Origin of the sequence: Streptomyces sp. NPDC018610, assembly GCF_044391765.1 — a bacterium.
Lineage (GTDB): Bacteria > Actinomycetota > Actinomycetes > Streptomycetales > Streptomycetaceae > Streptomyces.
The window spans coordinates 809,616-827,915 of the sequence record NZ_JBISAL010000002.1 but is presented as its reverse complement, the minus strand read 5'-3'; the positions used below and the strand labels follow the sequence as shown (position 1 = coordinate 827,915).

The following is an 18,300-nucleotide window of genomic DNA, read 5'->3' as shown; positions in this document are numbered from 1 at the left end:
CATCGACCAGCTGTCGGCCCCTCCCTTCCTCAGGTGTCGCGGCCTCCGAGCGCCGCCCGCGTCAGTAGTGGATCCACTGCTGGTTGCTGCCGCCGTTGCAGGTCCACAGCTCCAGCAGGGTGCCGTTGGCGCTTCCGTTGCCGGTGGCGTCCAGGCACAGGCCGGACTGGTTGCCGGTGATCGTTCCGTCGGCGTTGAACGTCCACTTCTGGTTGCCGCCGCCGTCGCAGGTGTAGATGTCCACCTTGGTGCCGGGGCTGGTGCCCTGCCCTGCCGCGTCCAGGCAGTCGCCGCCGTAGACTCGCAGCTCACCGGCCGAGGTGGTGGTCCACTTCTGGTTGTCGCCACCGTTGCAGTCCCACAGTTGCACCTGGGTTCCGTTGGTCTGGGACTGATGGGGCACGTCCACACAGCGGCTGGAGCCGATGCCGGTGATCGGTCCGCTCCTGCCGTCGCCGGCCCCACCCTGGCCGGGGGTGATGGACAGGTTGTCGAACTCTGCCGTCTCACCCTGGCCGGTGGCGTAGCCGACTTGTCCGCCCGCGTAGCCGTAGTCGTGGGCCGAACCGGCCTTGGCGCCGTCGACGAAGGCGGTGATGGTGCTGCCGGAGAAGCCCAGGGACAGGGTGTGCCACTTGTCGGTGCCGATCGCCGCGGTCGTTCCGTGGGCCAGCGTGGTCGAATCGCCACCGGTGCCGGTGCGCAGGAGCGACCAGGCTCCGGTGTCGCCCACGCGCAGGTGGTAGGCGTTCAGGCCGGCCGCCCCGCTGTAGCTCTGCGTGTTCGCGCGGCCGAGGAGTTCGGCGTACCCGGACTTCTCGAGCAGTACGTCGGAGGAGACGGTGTAGTCGCTCCAGCCGAGGTCTCCGAGCATGCTGTGGGGATCGGTGAGCGGGTCCCAGGTGATCGGTGCCTGTGCGCTCATCTGCCGCACGCACTTGCCACCGCGTCCGCCGCCGCAGGCCGCGACCTCGAAGGCTCCCTGCCAGTCCATGAGGTACTTGGCTTCGGCACCGGTGGTGTAACCGTCGAAGTCGTCGCTGTAGGGCAGGCTCATCGAGCTCCGGGCCGTGCCGACGGCCGTCCCCTTGCCCTGGCCGGTGGTGGTGGTGATCGTGTAGACGCGGCCGGGCTGTACGGTCAGGCTGAAGCCGCCGTTCGAGGGCGTGACATTCGTGGAGTGGACGAAGTAGTCGGCGGCGTCACTGGAGTTGACGTCGGTCGACCATACGTGGACGGTACCGGTGGACAGGCCGCCGGTGACGCCGAAGTTCAGCGTCTGGGCGCTGGTCGCGTCCATGGTCTCGATGATCGTGGAGTAGTCGGACTTGTCGGTGGACTTCAGCGAGACGTAGCTGCCGTTGCCGCGGCTGCCGCCGATGTAACCGCTGGAGGAGTCGAGGTACTGCCAGCCGGGGGCGGTGAACTGGGTCGTCTGGGCCGTCACCCAGGCGTTCTTGCCGATCGCGTAGTAGCCGGACCACGGCTGAGGGGTGAGCGCGAGACCCATGGTGGGATACGGGAGGTTCGGCGTGAGCGCGGCCACCACGGGCCAGTTGAGGTACGCGGTCATCCTGCCGTCTATGTAGCCGCGGTTGATGCCCCGGGCCATCGCGTTGGCACCGGCGTTGTAGTCGTCGGAGCCGTTCTCGCTCGCCCACAGTCGCTTGCCGGACGAGGTGGCGGACGACGGAACACCGCAGTCGGTCTGCGCGGACCGGTAACCACAGGGGTAGTGGGTGCCGATGATGTCGACCGAGGAGGCGAAGGCCGGGTTGGAGTTCACGTCGCCCGCGATGGACCAGTCGGAGTCGGCTCCGACGATCTTGACGTTGCCGTAGCCGTTGTTGTCGAGCGCCGCGCGCAGTTGCTCGTACCAGGAGACTTGGTAGCCGCGTTCGTTCCATCCGCCGAGATAGTCGATGGCCAGCCGGTGCTGCTTGGCGCAACCCAGCCAGGAGACCAGGTAGGTGATCATGTCGGAGGACCAGAAGTTGCCGTTGCCGATCCAGCCGGGCGCTCCCCAGGCGAGGCCGTACAGTTTGATGTCCGGGTTGCGTGACTTGGCCTGTTCCATCAACCACCACTCGTAGCCCCGGTCGCAGTTCAGGTCTCCCCGCGTGTGCTCGTGGCTCGGCTCGGCTCCCGAGGTGGAGTTGGTGTCACCTCCGATCTCGGTCTTGAGGATCTGCAGGGAGGCGCCGTAACCGGGCCGGAAGAGGTAGTCCAGGATCTGACCCCGCTGCGGCTCGGGATAGTCGATCAACAGCCGGCTGTTTCCGCCGCCGCCACTGATCGCGCCCACTCCGTCGAACGTGCGGCCCGTGGAGGAGCCGTTGATCGTGATCGCGGTGGCCGCCTGGGCGGGTTCGGCGACGCCGGCGACCATGCCGCCGGCGGCCAGGACGAGGCCGACGAGCACGGCCGTCGAGGTGCGTAACCGCCGGAGCAACCGGCTGAACGCTGACATGGCGGGGTTTCCTTTCGCGGGGGGTGGGTGTCGTGCCGGCGGCGGGCGGTCCTTCGGGTCGGCCGGAGGACCGCCCGCCCTGTGTCGCGTGCGCGACGCGGCGTCAGCGGTAACCGGCCGCAGTGATGTCGGACTGCACCGCGTTGTCCGTGGCGTCGGAGGGGTATCCCGCGACGACCGCCCCTTCGTAGAAGGTGCCGGCGCTCTGGTTCGCGCCACCGCCGGGCTTGCAGCAGTCGCCGCCACTTCCCAGCACGATGGCACCCTGCTTCTTCATGGGGCTGTATCCGCTGGGCAGTCCGCCGTCCCACACCGTGGTGAGTCCGCCGGACTGCGCGTCACCGCCCTTGAGGGCGAATCTCGAGGTGCCGTTGTTCTTCAGCATCGCGGTGACGAACTTGCTGGTGAAGGCACGTTGGCGGGTGTTCCAGGACTGGCTGCCGCCGGAGTACAGGCCCCACTCGAGGTCCGCCTGGACCCACGGTCCGCTGCCCGAGCAGCCTCCGAACCAGCACTCGGTGCCGAAGTTGATCGCGTCCATGGCACCGGCGGCGTCGGCGCCGCGGGTCGTCTCGCTGTTGCCGTAGTCGAAGCAGCAGCCGTTGTTCACGTGGGTGCCGCTGGTGACCATGTAGGCGCCCTCGGGCGCGCTGCCGGTCGGTACACCCGTCAGGTGCCCGTCCCGCCAGTAGCTGTTGCCGGGATTGATGTACAGCGAGTAGGCCTTGGTGCCGCCGACTGCAAGGGATTCCGAGGTCGCCTTCGCCGGGCTGCTCTGACTCGACCCGGGAACCTGTGCCGAGCCCTGGTACCAGAGGTCGTTGCCGCGCCCCGACTGGTCGCGGACCATGGTGATCACGCAGGTGGTGCCCGAACAGAACGAGTCCTGCGCCGCCGCGTCGGCGTAGCCGCCGGGCGTCCGCACACCGATCTCCTTCGTCGCGTTGTCGGACGAGCGCCTGACCTGGTACAGGCTGCCGCTGTACGAGCCGTAGAGCGCGCGGACCGTACTGTGCGCGGCCACACAGGGTGTACCGCCCGCGGCGTAGATGTCGCAGGAGTGCGAGGCGCCTGTCGGCGGAGGCGTCGTCGACGACGTGCTCCACTTCTGGTTGCTCTGGCCGTTGCAGGTCCACAGGACGACGGCGGTCCCGTTGGCGGCGGAGGCGCCGTTGACGTCCAGGCACAGCCCCGACTGCGCCCCTGCGACGGTCCCGTCGGAGTTGTGCCGCCACTGCTGGTTGGCCTGGCCGTTGCAGGTCCAGATGATCACCTGGGTCCCCGACGTGGTGCCGGAGTGGGAGGCGTCCACGCAGCGGGTACCGCCCATGGTCCTCAGCTCGCCGGACGAGGTGAACTCGAACGCCTGGTTCGCCTGGCCGTTGCAGTCCCAGATCTCGAGGGTGGTGCCCGCCGTGTCGGCATCGCCCTTGACGTCGAGACACCGTCCTGAGGCCGAGCTGACGAGTGGTACTGCTGCCGCGGACGCCGGCGTCGGCCATGTCAGCGTGGTCGCGAGCATTGTGGCCAGCAGCGCCAGCACGCAGGTGACGGCAGCCGTCGGGAAGCGGCGTCTTCTCACCGCTTTCTTCCGGGGGGAGACGGGTAACGGATGCATTGTCCTCTTCCTCGGGGGTCGGGGGATGAAGGGAGGATGGAACAAGGAGCATCAGGAGGATGACGGGGGAGGCGCGGCCTTCCTGAGGACCCGGCCGGTGATCAGCCGCGGGTCCATTTCTGATGGGCGGCTCCGGTGCACTGCCACAGCTGGACCCTGGTGCCGTTGGCGGTGCCGTTGCCGTCCGCGTCCAGGCACAGGCCGGACCTGGCATGGGTGACACCTCCGTCGGGGTTGAGGTCCCACTGCTGGTCGCTGCCGCCGTTGCAGTCCCAGACGATCGGGGAAACGATGTGCCGCCGCCGGGCCGGGCTCCAGGGGTCGATGCCCGGTCCGGCGATCCCTACGAGCGTTCTGGAAGGCTCAACTCAGGCTCCATCGCTGGTTGCTCTGTCCGTTGCACGTCCACAGATCGGCCAGAGCCCCGTCGGCGGTGGAGGCTCCGGTGACGTCCAGGCAGAGTCCGGACTGGACTCCGGTGATGGTGCCGTCGGAGTTGATCCTCCACTGCTGGTTGGCCTGGCCGTTGCACTGCCAGATCTCCACCTTGGTGCCGGGCGCGGTCCGGTTGTCGTAGGCGTCCAGGCACATCCTGGAATTGCCCGAGTAGACGGTCAGTTGCTGGGACGAGGTGTGCGTCCAGAGTTGGTTGGCTCCGCCGCCGCAGGTCCAGATCTCGACCTGGGTGCCCGCGGTGGTGGTCGAGGCGGGTACGTCGAGGCACTTGCCGGCGCCCACCGCCTGGATCTCGCCCGTGGTGGCTCCGCCGCCGGTGCCGCTGCCCCCGGACATCCGGTACATGACGACCCCGTGTGCCGGGACCGACGCGCTGATCGTGCCCGAGGTGGTCGACGTCGCCCCGGACCACAGGTCGGTCAGCGTGTAGTCGGCGGCGCCGGTTTTGCCGACCGCGCTCGCGGTGGTGCTGATGGTCGCGGTCGATCCGGTCTCGTTGAACAGCGCGACCGACACGTCACCGTTCGCGAGCGGTTTGGCCAGGACGTCCAGGCCGTTCGACGAGGACACCATGGTTCCCTGCCTGCCCAGCGGGTCCTGGTCCACCGCGATCACACGGGAGTTGGTGTAGGTGGCCAACGTGGTGGGGGAGGCGGAGGCCAGGTTCGTGCCGGCGATGAGCGGGGCCGCCATCTCCGCCCACAGGCTGAACTCCGAGCGAGCCTCGGTGTCCGACAGGCCCTTGTTGCCGACCTCCAGCATGTCCGGGTCGTTCCAGTGGCCGGGGCCGGCGTGGGAGGCCAGACGCACGTTGGAGTGGAAGATCGAGAGCATGCTGGAGTAGCTGGCGGTGATGTCCCCGGTGGTGCGCCAGCTGTTGCCGACGTCCGCGCCCCAGGTCCACACGTTGTCCTGGCCCCAGTTGCACAGGCTGTACAGGATGGGCCGGCCGGTCGCGGCGAGGGCGTCGCGCATCGCGGTGTAACGGGACTGAGCGGCCACCCCGTTGTTGTTGCAGTTGTCGTACTTCAGGTAGTCGACGCCCCAGGAGGCGAAGGACTGGGCGTCGGTGGTCTCGTGACCGAGGCTGCCGGGGTAGCCGGCGCAGGTGGCGGTGCCGGCGTCCTCGTAGATGCCCAGCTTGAGGCCGAGCGAGTGGACGTAGTCGGCGGTCCCCTTGATGCCGTCCGGGAACTTGGCCGGATCGGGAACCAGCCGGCCCGAGGAGTCGCGGGAGTGCGTCATCCAGCAGTCGTCGATGTTGACGTACGTGTAGCCCGCCGCCTGCATGCCGTTGGTGTGCATCGCCTGTGCGGTGGACTTGATGAGCGACTCGGAGACGTCGCAGCCGTAGGCGTTCCAGTCGTTGAATCCCATCTGTGGCGTCAGTGCCAGGCCGTTGCCCAGCGCGGCCGCGGGCCGGGCCGTGCCGACGACGACCAGGGGCAGCGCGAGTGCGAGAAGGGCGCAGGCCGCCGTGAGCGCCAACGTCCTCGACCGGCGCGTCATATGACGCAGTTTTCGTCGTGCGGGGGGAATGTGTGCGGGCATCGTCCGTGGACCTCCGGGAACGGGCTGCTCGTGGGGGTGGAGCCTGTGAGGACGCAGGGGGTGGTTCACCCGGGGCACCCGCACCTGCGCGGGAGCCCGGGCTGGTTCACCATCGGAAGGCGTGGCGCGGTTGGCCGACTCCAGGAGACACCGGGGCGTCCGTTGCCCCCGGGGCCAAGTCGGCCTTCCTCGAGGTGGGAGCGCTCCAAAGGGTCACACCCTTGCGGTCAGCACTCACGATATCCCGGAGGACGTGATCACACTTGTCGCTCTCCGACGAAAAGTGTTCGAAATGCCAGACAAAATGTTTGCTGTTGTTGAAAAGGAGGCTGGCACACAGCGGGGGCGGACTCAAGGGTCTGGACGGCATTGCCGTGGACTCGTGCGAGGAGGTCTGGATTCGTCCCGGGTGCATGGCGCCCCTGGGGACCGCGGACCCGCGAGAGGCGGGTTGGGCGTGCGGGTCTCTTGGCCGCGGTGAGCGCGGGCACCACCGGCGGTCGGAGATCGCGGGAGCACTGCGCCGGGTGAGCAGCGCTCTGGCGCACCTGCTCTCCGGGATATCGGCCTGCTTGAACAGGTCGGGGACGCCGTTCCGACTCCGGCAGCCGACGCCGGCCGGGCTCACCTCAGCGGCACGACGGGTGGGAACTCATGGCGGTGCGTCACCCCGCGCGCGCTCCTGTTCGCGTACGTCCGCGAGGTCGGCGAGCCGGTCCAACTGCCGCACCGGCCGGGCGACGCGCTGGTTGCCGGCCAGCAGGTCCCGGTGCCGGTCGAGGAAGGCCCAGTAGCCGGAGGTGTACGGGCACGCGTGCTCGCCGGTGCGGTCGCCCGGCCGGTAGACGCACGGGGCGCACAGGTCGCTCATGCGGTTCACGTAGGCGCCGCCCGACGTGTAGGGCTTGGTCGTCATCCGGCCGCCGTCGGCGTACTGGGACATGCCGACGACGTTGGGGAGCATGACCCAGTCGTAGCCGTCCACGAAGCAGCGGTGGAACCAGTCCGTGACGGCGGCGGGGTCCCAGCCGCGCTGTAGTGCGTGGCTGCCGAGGATCATCAACCGGGGGATGTGGTGCGTCCAGCCCGTGTCGCGCACCTGGGTCAGGACGGTGCGCAGGCAGTTGGCTCGGACGGCGTCCGCGTCCAGGTCCTTCCACCAGTCGGGCAGCGGGGTGGTGTGGTGAAGCTCGTTGGAGCGCCGGTAGTCCTCGCCGAAGTACCAGTACAGCTGCCAGACGTACTCGCGCCAGCCGGCGACCTGACGCACGAAGCCCTCCACGCTGTTCAGCGGCGCCCGGCCCTGGCGCCACGCCTGCTCGGCCTGCTCGACGCACTCGGCGGGGTCGAGCAGGCCGAGGTTCAGGGACGAGGAGAGCAGGCTGTGGCTCATCACGGGGTCGGCGGCGAGCATGGCGTCCTCGTACGGGCCGAACGTGGCCAGCCGGTGCTCGACGAAGCGGCGCAGCGCCCGTCGCGCCTCCGCCCGGGTCGCGGGGAACAGACGTGGTCCGTCCCGTCCGACGAAGCGGACGTCCCCGTCGCGCTCCCACCGGTCGAGGTCGTGACGGACTTCGTCGTCGATGTCGTCCTCGCGGGGCCGGTAAGGGCGGTCGACCTGGAGGGAAGCGGCCGCGCGGGGCGGGGGCTCCCGGTTGTCGTGATCGAGGTTCCACCGTCCCGCCGATGGCTGTTCACCGTCCATGAGCAGATCGTGGCCGCGACGGACCCATCGGTAGAAGTCCTCCTGCCGCAGGCGCTTGCCGGCGTGTCCGTCCGCCCAGGCGGCGAAGTCGGGCATCGGCACCAGGAAGCCGCGCGCGGGTCCCACCGTCACCCGGCCGAGGGACCGCACGAGGCGGAGGGCCGCGTACGAGGTCGGGTGGTGGACGCCGACCGGACGCCCGCGCGTCGCTCGGTCCAGCCCCTCCCGGTAGGTGTCTGCTCGTACGTACGTGACACGGTCACCCAGCTCCGCCGCGCGGTGACGCATCGCGGACAGCACGAGGTGGGCCTTGGCCCGGTGGAAGCGACGCCTGCGGAGGACGGAGCGCGCCTCGATCATGAGCAGGGGAGTGTCGGGGCCGGGTCCCCCTTCGCCCGGGGTGAGGAAGTGGGGGCCGAGCTGGTCGCCGAAGAGCCAGTGCACGACGTGTCTCCTCAGCCGCGGACGCGGGCAGGCGGGGCCGGGCAGCCCCCGCGAAGGGAACAGGGCGCGCCGCCGATGGCGGGTACGGCCCTCCGCGTCCGTCCCGACGGACATCTCCGGTCGTGCCGGTCCCGGCAGCCGTGTCTCCGCCCGCAACCGTACCGGCTCGATCGCCTCGGCGGGCCTGAGGTCCAGCGAGTCGCCGGCCCGCGGGCGCCGCGCGCGGCGCCGTCCCCCACGCGGACCGACATCGCCGGGGAACCGGTCCAGCCGGCCGTGGAAGGCGCCTCCCGCAGCTCCGGCACCAGGAGTCCGCCGACGTACCGGGACGCGCCGGTGACGAGATGCGGCAGCCGCTCTCCGTCCCGCTCTCCGTTCACGGCCCGCTTCCTTCCGGCTCGTTCCACGACGCCCTGCCCCGTCGACCGATCATCGGCCCCACGGCGTCACCGCGCCCGGCGGGGTGAGGCAAACGGCGGTCATGACCATGGCGGTCATGACCGGGGGCCGGGATCGGACGGTGCTGCCGTGGCCGCCGAGCCGGCGAGCGGGCGAGCCGCACGGTGCACCGCCCGACGGGCTCGCCTGCGCGCCGACACTCCGCCGCGCCCCGGTGGGCGACCGGCAGGCGGGCCTCGGTCACCAGGTCGGTCGCCCTCACCCGCACGCTGACGTCGGGTGGCGCCGCCGCGACCCGCTCCGCAGGGGCCGTCGCTCAGGTGCGGCTCCAGCGCTGGTTGCTGCCGTTGGAGCAGGAGTAGAGCTGGATCAGGGTGCCGTTGGCGGTGCCTTGCGCGACGGCGTCGAGGCAGAGGCCGGACTGGACGCCGACGATGGACCCGTCGGAGCCGAGGCGCCATTTCTGGTTGTCGCCGCCCCAGCAGCTGTAGATCTGGACCTTGGCGCCGTTGCCGGTGCCGCCGGCGTCCAGGCACTTGTCGCCGTAGACCCTGAGCTCACCGGCGTCGGTGTACGTCCACTGCTGGTTGGTGCCGTCGTGGCAGTCCCACAGCTGGAGTTGGGTGCCGTCAGCGGTGGTGGCGTCGGGTACGTCCAGGCAACGGCCCGAACCGACGCCCTTGACCTGTCCGGAACCCGCGGGGGGCGTGGAGGAGGAGCCGCCGTTGAGTGCGTTGAGGACGGCGGTGTAGGCGGGCTTCTTGCTGCCGTCGCCGTTGAACAGCAGCGGGGTGTCCCCCGATCGCCATGAGTCGGTGTCGCGCACACCCCAGACGGTGATGCCGAGGCAGCGCGGGACGGCCAGGCAGTCGTTGGTCACGCTGGCGTAGGTCGAGGCCGAGGCGCCCTGGATGTCGAGTTCGGTGATGGCCACGTCGACGCCGAGGGCGGCGAAGTTCTGCAGCGTGGTGCGGAAGTTGCTGTTGTAGGGGCTGCCGCTGTTGAAGTGCGACTGGAAGCCGACGCAGTCGATCGGCACGCCGCGCTGCTTGAAGTCGCGCACCATGGAGTACACGGCCTGGGTCTTGGCCCAGGTCCAGTTCTCGATGTTGTAGTCGTTGTAGCAGAGCTTGGCCGCCGGGTCGGCGGCGCGTGCGGTGCGGAAGGCGACCTCGATCCAGTCGTTGCCCGTGCGCTGCAGGTTGGAGTCGCGCCGGGCTCCCGAACCGCCGTCGGCGAAGGCCTCGTTGACGACGTCCCACTGTGCGATCTTGCCCTTGTAGTGGGCCATCACGCCGTTGATGTGGTCGATCATCGCCTGCCGCAGTGCGCTGCCGCTGAGGCTCTGCATCCAGCCGGGTTGCTGGGAGTACCAGGCCAGGGTGTGGCCGCGCACCTGCTTGCCGTTCTGCACCGCCCAGTTGTAGACGCGGTCGGCGGCGGTGAAGTTGAACTGGCCCCGCTGCGGTTCGGTGGCGTCGATCTTCATTTCGTTCTCGGCCGTCACCATGTTGAACTCACGGCCCGCGATCGCCGTGTACGTCGAGTCGCTCAGCCTGCCCGAGGCGATGGCGGTGCCGAAGTAGCGGCCGCTCTGCGCCGCCGCGGCCCCGAGTGTGCTCTCGGCGGCGTGTGCGCTCGGCGGCGCGACCAGGGCGGCGGCCGCACCGAGGACGCCGGCGATCAGCGTCAACAGCAGGCCGCGGATCTTGCGGCGGACAACGGGTCTGGGAAGGGCGTACGAGCCCATGACTGTGCCTCCTGGGGAGAGAACACGGAAGGGTTGAAGCGCGGGCGTTCGTGTCGTCCGCTCCCATACGGCAGACGGACGGACGAGGTGGGCCGGAGCCCGGGCGGTACGGAATCACCGGACACCGCCGTCATCAGGCGGGACGGTCTTCGGGACAGGCACGTGGGAAACCCACCGGCTCAGCCGGGGGAACCGTGGTGTCACGTACCTGTCCCACCGCGGGTGGAGCCAGGCGTGCGTCGGTGCGAGCCGCACCGGACGAAACGGGGCGGCCCGGGTGATGTGGTGCGTGGAACCTTGCTGCGGTTGTGGTGGATCTGCCGTGCGTCACGGATTGCCCGCGCCCGGCGCAGTTCGAGATGTCGAACCGCGTCCGGTGTCTCAGAGAGGAATGATTGAGGTACCGCGATGCACCGTCAATACCGGATCCCCAAAAAATTTCTGATATATGTCCGAAACTTTCGGTGCGGCTCGCCGGGCGGATGGTGGACCGCGTCGCCGCCGGGCGGGGGCCGCTGGGCAGTGGTGGACCTCGGGATGAGTGCGCGAACCCTTCTTCTCGCTCCGGTGTCGAGTGGGTGAGACTGGATCGTTCTGTCGGTTGACGTGCAGCGTCTCACTTACCAGAACTCCGAAATATTTCGGTGTGAACAGCGGTACATGCGGGGGGAGTTGACGCCGCCTATCGGTTCCCTATCATTCAGCGTGCTCGACACTTCGACCTTCGTTCGATATCACGGACAAGTCGAGTCGCTCCCTCGCACAGCAAGGCGATTTCCGGGTCGCGTGGCCCGAACCCGGAGCCGCAAGAAATCGCCGGCGCTCATGCCGCCCGCAGACGCCGGGGTGCCACCGGGCCTCGAGGAGGCCGCGAAGGGCCGACAGGTCACGAACGGTCCGCCGTGGCGTTCAGGGGCCGTGACGCACCGCACCGACCGTCCGGTCGGCCTCTGACGGGGCCGGCGGGAACCGCCCACTCAAGGCTGAGGAAGTCCCCATGCACAGAGGAAGTTTCAGCCGCGGACACACGTCCGCGGTGCTCGCCGCCGCGGTCGCGGTCCTGGCCGCGTTGGCGGCGATGCTCGCCGTCACCCCGGCCCAGGCGGCGACCAGCGGCACCCTGCGCGGTGTCGGATCGAACAGGTGTCTAGATGTGATCGGCGGCAGCCAGGACGACGGCGCGAACCTGCAGATCTACGACTGCTGGGGTGGGGCCAACCAGCAGTGGACGCTGACGGACGACCATCAGTTGACCGTGTACGGCGACAAGTGTCTGGACGTCCCCGGCCACGCCACCTCGGCCGGTACCCGGGTACAGATCTGGGCCTGTTCCGGCGGTGCGAACCAGCAGTGGCGGGTGAACTCCGACGGCACCGTCGTCGGCGTGGAGTCCGGGCTGTGCCTGGAGGCCTCGGGCGCCGGCACGGCCAACGGGACGGCGGTGCAGATCGGGACGTGCAACGGCGGCAGCAACCAGAAGTGGACCGGCCTGACCGGGACGCCGCCGACGGACGGCACGTGCTCCCTTCCGTCGACGTACCGGTGGACGTCGACGGGCGCGTTGGCGCAGCCGGCGAACGGGTGGGCCGCGCTGAAGGACTTCACCACCGTGACGTACAACGGCAAGCACCTGGTCTACGGGTCGAACGTGTCGGGATCGTCGTACGGCTCGATGGCGTTCGCCCCGTTCACGAACTGGTCGGACATGGCTTCGGCACGTCAGACCGGGATGAGTCAGGCCGCGGTGGCGCCCACGCTGTTCTACTTCGCGCCCAAGAACATCTGGGTGCTGGCCTACCAGTGGGGTGCGTGGCCCTTCATCTACCGCACGTCGAGCGACCCGACCAACCCCAACGGGTGGTCCGCGCCGCAGCCGCTGTTCACCGGAAGCATCTCCGGCTCCGGCACCGGCCCGATCGACCAGACCCTGATCGCCGACGGTCAGAACATGTACCTGTTCTTCGCCGGTGACAACGGCAAGATCTACCGGGCGAGCATGCCGATCGGGAACTTCCCGGGCAACTTCGGCTCGTCGTACACGACGGTCATGAGCGACACGACGAACAACCTGTTCGAGGCGCCGCAGGTCTACAAGGTCCAGGGCCAGAACCAGTACCTCATGATCGTCGAGGCGATGGGGGCGAACGGGCGCTACTTCCGCTCCTTCACGGCCTCCAGCCTGAACGGCTCGTGGACCCCACAGGCCGCCAGTGAGAGCAACCCCTTCGCGGGCAAGGCCAACAGCGGCGCCACCTGGACCAACGACATCAGCCACGGTGACCTGGTCCGCGACAACCCCGACCAGACCATGACCGTCGACCCCTGCAACCTGCAGCTCCTCTACCAGGGCAAGTCACCCACCGCGAGCGGCCCCTACGACCAGCTGCCGTGGCGGCCGGGCGTCCTGACCCTGCGGCGCTGACCGGCCCGGTCCACGGTCACCGTGGTGGGGTGCGGTCCGTGGGCATGTGGGGGAGAGCGGTCCGCCACCCGGGCCGTCCCGCCCGCTGACCGGCGCTCCGTCCCGAGGGACCCAGGCCGCATGGAGGCCGGGGTCCCTCTCGCCCCAGCCGCGCACGAGCGCCCCGGGACCCGGAACTGACGCGCCCCGACCCCCATCGCGTCGGAGGCTCGGCTTGCGCCCTCGGGTCGGGGCCAGGGGGTGGCGCGGTCAGGGGCGGGGGTTCGGGTTGAGGGTCGCTCGGGCCAGGGACTGGGCCGCCGTCTCGATGTCCTTCGCGGTGGTCCAGCGGCCGAGCGACAGCCGTACCGCCGACAGGGCCCGGTCGGCGGGCAGGCCCATGGCGGTCAGCACCGGGGAGGGCGTGTGGACGCCGCTGTGGCAGGCCGATCCGGTGGAGGCCGCGATCTCGCTCGCGCGGGCGAGGAGTTCATGGCCGGAGACGCCCTCGACGCTGACGTTGAGGGTGTTGGGCAGGCGGCGTTCCTCGGGGCCGTTGAGATGGACGCGGCCGGGGAGCGCGGCGGTGAGCCCTTGGTGGAGGTCGTCGCGCAGGGCCGCGGTGCGGGCCGGGGCTTCGCCGTCGGCGAGTTCGGCGGCCGCGATGGCGGCGGCGGTGCCGAGTCCGACGGCCAGGGCGACGTTCTCCGTGCCGGCGCGCAGCCCGCGTTCCTGGCCGCCTCCCTGGACGACCGGCTCCAACCGTACGCCGTCGCGCACGTACAGCGCCGCGGCGCCCTTCGGTGCGTACATCTTGTGCCCCACGACCGTGAGCAGGTCGACGTCGAGGGTCCGTACGTCGAGGGGGATCTTCCCGGCCGCCTGGGCGGCGTCGCAGTGGAAGAGCGCCCCGTTCCGGCCGGCGAGCGCGGCCAGTTCGGCGACCGGCTGGAGGGCGCCGGTCTCGTTGTTGGCGGCCATCACCGACACCAGCACCGTGTCCTCGGTGAGCGCGGCGGCCAGGGCGTCGGGGGAGACGAGTCCGTCGCCGTCGACGGGCAGCACCGTCACCCGCGCGCCGTGCAGCCGCTCCAGGGCGCGGCAGGTCTCCAGCACGGCCGGGTGCTCGGTCACCTGCGTGATCACATGGGGGCGCGGCCGGCCGGAGGCGAGGACGGAGCCGCGCAGCGCCAGCAGGTCGGCCTCGGAGCCGGAGGCGGTGAAGACGATCTCCCGCGGCTCGGCGCCGATCAGCGCGGCGACCTGCGCCCGGGCCGTCCCGAGCGCCCGCCGGGGCTCGGCGCCGAACGGATGGCTGCTGGAGGGGTTGCCGAAGAAGCAGGTCAGATACGGCAGCATCGCCTCGGTGACCCGGGGGTCGACCGGGGTGGTCGCGTTGTGGTCGAGGTAGACCGGTCCGCCGGCGAGTCCGGGGTACGGCGGGAGGCCCTCGGGTACGTTCCTCACGCCGCCTCCCCGGTGTGTACGGGCAGGTCGGCCGGGCGCCGTGCGAGCACGCCGTCGCTGAGGCGGGCCGCCCGCCGCCCGAGGCCGGCCGGCAGTCGTACGGCGTCGTGGGCGAGCGGGCGGTACGCGCCGCGGCAGGAGACCACGACCCCCGTCCGCCCGGGCAACTCGGCGATGCGGTCGGCCAGTCGGGTCACGGGGATGGAGATCGCTCCGGGGATGTGTCCGGCGAGGTACTCCTCGGCCGGTCGAACGTCGAGCACCACCACCTCGCCGGCCTCGGCCCGGGCCCGCAGTTCCTCGGAGGTGACCTCCACGGCGCCGTCCTCGCCCAGGTAGGCGCTGCGGGCGGCGGGGACGGAGGCCCGGTGGCGGTCGGCGACCTCGTGCGGCAGGGTGAGAAACCGGGCGACGTCGTCGCCGGCGAGCCGGTAGTGGTTCCGGACGCCTTCGCGCCGGGTGGCGACGAACCCGGCCCGCCTGAGCGTCTGCGGATGGGCCGACACGGTCGTCAGGTTCGGCCCGGCGGCCCTCGCCAGGGAGTCCACGGTGCGCTCGCCCCGCGCGAGCGGATCGAGCGGCTTCAGCCGCGTTCCGCCGGCCGGCGCCTTGCCGCCGGCCGCGGACACGTCGTAGAGGGCGGCCTCGGCGTCGGCCTCGGCGTCGCCCGGGGTGGCGTCTCGCAACAGATCCTCCCGGTATCCATGGAGGACCGTAGAGGACGGGGGCGCCCTTGATCCGCCGAATCGCGCGGACGATCGCGGTTCTTCCGTCGAATCCGCGGGCGATCGCGCTTCTTCCGCCGGGAGCGGCGCACCGCGGTGGGGCGGAGACGCCGCCGCCCGGGGGGTGACGGCGGCGCGGCGGAGGTCCGTCCACAGTGGTCCGTTCAGGCGGCCGCGGCGACGCCGACGCCGATCGCGATGGGCAGTCACTCCGTCGTGAGTTCCCGGCGCCGGCGGACCTTCGGGCGGGCGAGGAGCGCCCGCAGTCGTGCCGCCGCGGCGACCAGGGCGAACCAGTGGGCGACGCCGGTCGCTGCGGTCGCTGCGGGCGCTGCGGGCGCTGCGGGCGCCGGGGCGCCGGTCTGCGCGGCGGCCGCGGGCGTGGCCGTCGACACGGCCAGGGCGGTGGCGAGCAGGAGAGATCTCCAGTTCCTCATCGTCCTGTCCTTTCCGGCACCGGCCGGCCACGGCCGACTCGGCCGCGACCGGTGGAGGTGCCTGTGGGTGTGAGAGCGAGCAGTGGGTGTGAGAGGGAGCGATGGGCGGGGGCGGGGCCGCGGGTGTGCCCGCCCCGGGGTCCCGTGTGACCGGGCCGGGGGGGCGGACACGCGCGGGAGCGGCTCAGGCCGGGGGCGGGGCCGGTTCGGCCGTGGTGGCGTCGTCGGTCAGCCATGACCCGGCGGCGGCGAGGAAGTGACGCACTCCGGCGGCGACGGCGTGCCGGTCGGAGGGCGCGTAGCGGGGGGAGTGGTTCATCACCGTGCCCGGCGGGAGCGTGCCGCGCTCCAGGGCGGCCACGGCCTCGGCGCCGAAGTCCGCGGGGTCGGCGCCGCCGAAGTGGAACATGACCGACGGGCAGCCGGCCGCCGCCCCGAACCGGCCGAAGTCCTCGCTGGCCGAGAGCGGCACGGGCAGCACACGGCCCAGGGTTCCGCCGGCCCCGAGGGCCGCGAGGACGCGCTCGGTGGCGTCCGCGTCGTTGACGGTCAGCGGGAAGGAGTCGTACGTCCCGATGTCCGGTGCGCGGGTGGCGCCCTGGGCCTCGGCCTCCGCGCGGACGATCCGCCGCAGGTCGGTCAGCACCTGCTCGCGGGTCTGCTCGTCGAACGTCCGCAGACTGCACAGCAGTTCGGCGGTGTGCGGGATGACGTTCGGCACGGTCCCGGAGTGGATGGCGCCGACCGTGAGGAGCGGGGACGGTGACAGCGGCGCGAGCCGGGCCGAGAGCGTCTGCAGCCGCAGGACCACGGACGCCGCCATCACGACGGGATCGACGGCCACATGGGGGGCGGAGGCGTGCGCGCCCGCCCCGTGCAGGGTGACGCGGACGCTGTCCGCGGCGGCCATGACGGCGCCCGGCCTGGTGATCACCACGCCGGCCGGGAGCGGACCCACGTGCTGGCCCAGCACCACGTCGGGACGCGGGAAGCGGTCGAGGACGCCGTCGTCCAGCATGGCCCGCGCGCCGGCGCCGACCTCCTCCGCGGGCTGGAAGACGGCCACCGCGGTCCCCCGCCACGCGTCGGGACGCGCGGCGAGCTGCCGGCAGACCCCCAGCAGCGCGGCCACGTGCACGTCGTGACCGCAGGCGTGCATGAGGCCCGCCGTACCGGAGGCGTAGGCGAGACCGGTCTCCTCGCGGACGGGCAGGGCGTCCATGTCCGCCCTGAGCCATACGACGGGACCGGCGCCGTTGCGCAGCACCGCCACCACGCCGGTGCCGCCGATCCCCTCCGTGACCTCCCAGCCCGTGGCGCCGGCCAGTTCGGAGGCGACCGTCGCCGCGGTGCGGTGTTCGGCGAAGGCGAGCTCGGGGTGGGCGTGCAGGTCGCGGTAGACCTCCTCCCAGTGCGGAAGATGGGCCGCGAGGCCGGTGGTCAGGCCGGTCTCAGGCGGAGTGGGGGACTGTGGACGCATCGCTGTCGTCCTCCTTCACGAGGGTGTCGTCGGTGACGGCGCCGAGGCGCGCCAGGAAACGCCGGGATGTCTGGGGGACGCGGAGCACGGCCGCGACGGCCAGGGCGGGGCCGAGCGCCAGCGACCAGAAGGCCACGCGGTAGGAGAAGGCGTCGACCACCTGGCCGAACAGGGTCGGCACCACGATCCCGGACAGCTGCCCGCCGAACAGGATGACGCCGGAGGCGACCCCCGTCAGGCCCGGCGGAAGACTGCGCAGGGGCACGGAGAAGCAGGGCATGTAGCACAGGCCGATCGCCCCGCTGATGAGGGTGGCCACCACCACGAACCCGGTCAGCGAGCCGGTCAGCGGGAGGACGGCGAGCAGGACGGCCGCGGCGGACATGGCCGGCACGACGATGCGCCGTGGCCGCCCCTCGAACCGGTCGGACAGGCGTCCGCCGACGATCGCGGTGACCGCCGCGAGGAGCGTCGGCCCCAGGGAGACCAGGCCCGCGTCCGCCACCTTCAGGGCGCGCTCCTCCATCAGGTACGAGGCGCTCCAGCTGTTGAGCCCCCAGACCACGGTGTCGTAGGCGAAGAACATCACCGCGAAGCCCCAGATCACCGGGGACCTCAGCAGGGCGGCCGCGCTCCCGCCGGTGCGCTCCGGCGGGGGGCCGGTCTGCTCGGCGGGGAGGGCGCCGGGCATCCGTCGCCGGACGGCGACCACCACCAGGAGGCCCAGCACGGAGACGGCGGCGAACATCACGCGCCAGTCCCAGTGCGCCAGCAGCAGTCCGCCCAGCACGGCGGCCAGCAGGCCGCCGACCGCGTTGGAGCTCTGGATCCAGCCGTTGGCGGTGAGCCGCTGCGCCGGGACGCTGCGGCGGCTGAGCGTGTCGACGGCCGCCGCGGGGAACAGGCCCTGGGCCACGCCGAAGAGGCAGCGGAACACCAGCAGCGCGGCGAAGGACCAGGCGACCGCGGTGAGACCGGTGAAGAGCGACCACAGCACGAGGGCCACGCACATCACCCGGACACCGCCGAAGCGCCCGGCGATCAGGCCGGCGGGAATCTGCGTGAGCGCGTAGGTGACGAAGAACGCGGAGACGACCAGGCCCCGTTCGCCGTGGGTCAGACCGAAGGTGTGACCGATGGACGGCAGGGCCAGGTTGACGACCTGCCGGTCGATGTAGTCGACGGCCCAGGCGACGAAGAGCAGGACAGCGGTGGTCCGGGTTGTTCTGTGCACGGGGAGTCCTCCCGCCCGGCGACGTGATGCTTGGCGCACACCCTGCACCGCGCGCCGGTCGGCGCCGTCGCATCGCAGGATTCCGGCGCCCGCACACCTGTTGCGCCGGAATCCGCCGGTACGGTGCGCACCCGCGCGGCGGAACGCGGCCGCCCGCCCCGGT

12 protein-coding genes are annotated in these 18,300 nt (G+C 71.2%); 1 reads left to right on the top strand and 11 read right to left on the bottom strand.

Features of this window, described 5'->3' with window-relative positions:
* Positions 1-61: 61 nt before the first annotated feature.
* The 6 genes from ACH5A8_RS08890 to ACH5A8_RS08865 form a co-directional block, all read right to left on the bottom strand.
* The gene (locus ACH5A8_RS08890; RefSeq protein WP_398999494.1) at positions 62-2,470 is read right to left on the bottom strand and encodes a ricin-type beta-trefoil lectin domain protein; all 2,409 of its coding nucleotides are present in this window, start codon (positions 2,468-2,470) and stop codon (positions 62-64) included.
* A gap of 103 nt (positions 2,471-2,573) precedes the next feature.
* Positions 2,574-4,010, bottom strand: coding sequence for a lectin (locus ACH5A8_RS08885; RefSeq protein ID WP_398999814.1), 1,437 nt, complete (start codon positions 4,008-4,010; stop codon positions 2,574-2,576).
* A gap of 179 nt (positions 4,011-4,189) precedes the next feature.
* Positions 4,190-4,369: a ricin-type beta-trefoil lectin domain protein gene (locus tag ACH5A8_RS08880; protein WP_398999812.1), complete on the bottom strand. Its 180-nt coding sequence runs from the start codon at positions 4,367-4,369 to the stop codon at positions 4,190-4,192.
* Positions 4,370-4,451: 82 nt separating this feature from the next.
* Positions 4,452-6,053 carry a glycoside hydrolase family 27 protein gene (locus ACH5A8_RS08875; RefSeq protein ID WP_398999492.1) on the bottom strand — a complete coding sequence of 534 codons (1,602 nt, stop codon included), beginning with the start codon at positions 6,051-6,053 and terminating at the stop codon, positions 4,452-4,454.
* A gap of 694 nt (positions 6,054-6,747) precedes the next feature.
* Positions 6,748-8,244, bottom strand: a complete 1,497-nt coding sequence (locus ACH5A8_RS08870) for a cryptochrome/photolyase family protein (RefSeq protein ID WP_398999490.1) — start codon at positions 8,242-8,244, stop codon at positions 6,748-6,750.
* A 715-nt stretch (positions 8,245-8,959) separates the two neighbouring features.
* Positions 8,960-10,393 (bottom strand): endo-1,4-beta-xylanase, encoded by a 1,434-nt coding sequence (locus ACH5A8_RS08865; RefSeq protein WP_398999488.1) that lies wholly within the window; start codon positions 10,391-10,393, stop codon positions 8,960-8,962.
* Between the two features lie 997 nt (positions 10,394-11,390).
* Here ACH5A8_RS08865 and ACH5A8_RS08860 point away from each other — a divergent pair.
* Positions 11,391-12,815 carry a non-reducing end alpha-L-arabinofuranosidase family hydrolase gene (locus ACH5A8_RS08860; RefSeq protein ID WP_398999486.1) on the top strand — a complete coding sequence of 475 codons (1,425 nt, stop codon included), beginning with the start codon at positions 11,391-11,393 and terminating at the stop codon, positions 12,813-12,815.
* A 249-nt stretch (positions 12,816-13,064) separates the two neighbouring features.
* Here the strand turns inward: ACH5A8_RS08860 and ACH5A8_RS08855 are convergent, their stop codons facing one another.
* From ACH5A8_RS08855 to ACH5A8_RS08835, 5 genes are all read right to left on the bottom strand, one after another.
* Positions 13,065-14,261: a cysteine desulfurase family protein gene (locus tag ACH5A8_RS08855; protein ID WP_398999484.1), complete on the bottom strand. Its 1,197-nt coding sequence runs from the start codon at positions 14,259-14,261 to the stop codon at positions 13,065-13,067.
* Positions 14,258-14,947, bottom strand: a complete 690-nt coding sequence (locus ACH5A8_RS08850; protein WP_398999482.1) for a rhodanese-like domain-containing protein — start codon at positions 14,945-14,947, stop codon at positions 14,258-14,260. The genes ACH5A8_RS08855 and ACH5A8_RS08850 overlap by 4 nt, the downstream gene beginning before the upstream one ends.
* Positions 14,948-15,192: 245 nt before the next feature.
* Positions 15,193-15,423 (bottom strand): hypothetical protein, encoded by a 231-nt coding sequence (locus tag ACH5A8_RS08845; protein WP_398999480.1) that lies wholly within the window; start codon positions 15,421-15,423, stop codon positions 15,193-15,195.
* Positions 15,424-15,607: 184 nt separating this feature from the next.
* On the bottom strand, positions 15,608-16,903 hold the full coding sequence (locus ACH5A8_RS08840; RefSeq protein ID WP_398999479.1) for an amidohydrolase: 1,296 nt from the start codon (positions 16,901-16,903) through the stop codon (positions 15,608-15,610).
* A complete protein-coding gene (locus ACH5A8_RS08835) occupies positions 16,875-18,137 on the bottom strand; it encodes an MFS transporter (RefSeq protein ID WP_398999477.1) in 1,263 nt (420 codons plus the stop codon). The genes ACH5A8_RS08840 and ACH5A8_RS08835 overlap by 29 nt, the downstream gene beginning before the upstream one ends.
* Between the last annotated feature and the right edge of the window lie 163 nt (positions 18,138-18,300).

Bases quoted from the DNA above. Each gene is read 5' to 3' on its own strand.
- ACH5A8_RS08845 (WP_398999480.1), bottom strand. From the start codon at position 15,423: ATGAGGAACTGGAGATCTCTCCTGCTCGCCACCGCCCTGGCCGTGTCG.
- ACH5A8_RS08890 (WP_398999494.1), bottom strand. From the start codon at position 2,470: ATGTCAGCGTTCAGCCGGTTGCTCCGGCGGTTACGCACCTCGACGGCC.
- ACH5A8_RS08865 (WP_398999488.1), bottom strand. From the start codon at position 10,393: ATGGGCTCGTACGCCCTTCCCAGACCCGTTGTCCGCCGCAAGATCCGC.
- ACH5A8_RS08840 (WP_398999479.1), bottom strand. From the start codon at position 16,903: ATGCGTCCACAGTCCCCCACTCCGCCTGAGACCGGCCTGACCACCGGC.
- ACH5A8_RS08860 (WP_398999486.1), top strand. From the start codon at position 11,391: ATGCACAGAGGAAGTTTCAGCCGCGGACACACGTCCGCGGTGCTCGCC.
- ACH5A8_RS08875 (WP_398999492.1), bottom strand. From the start codon at position 6,053: ATGACGCGCCGGTCGAGGACGTTGGCGCTCACGGCGGCCTGCGCCCTT.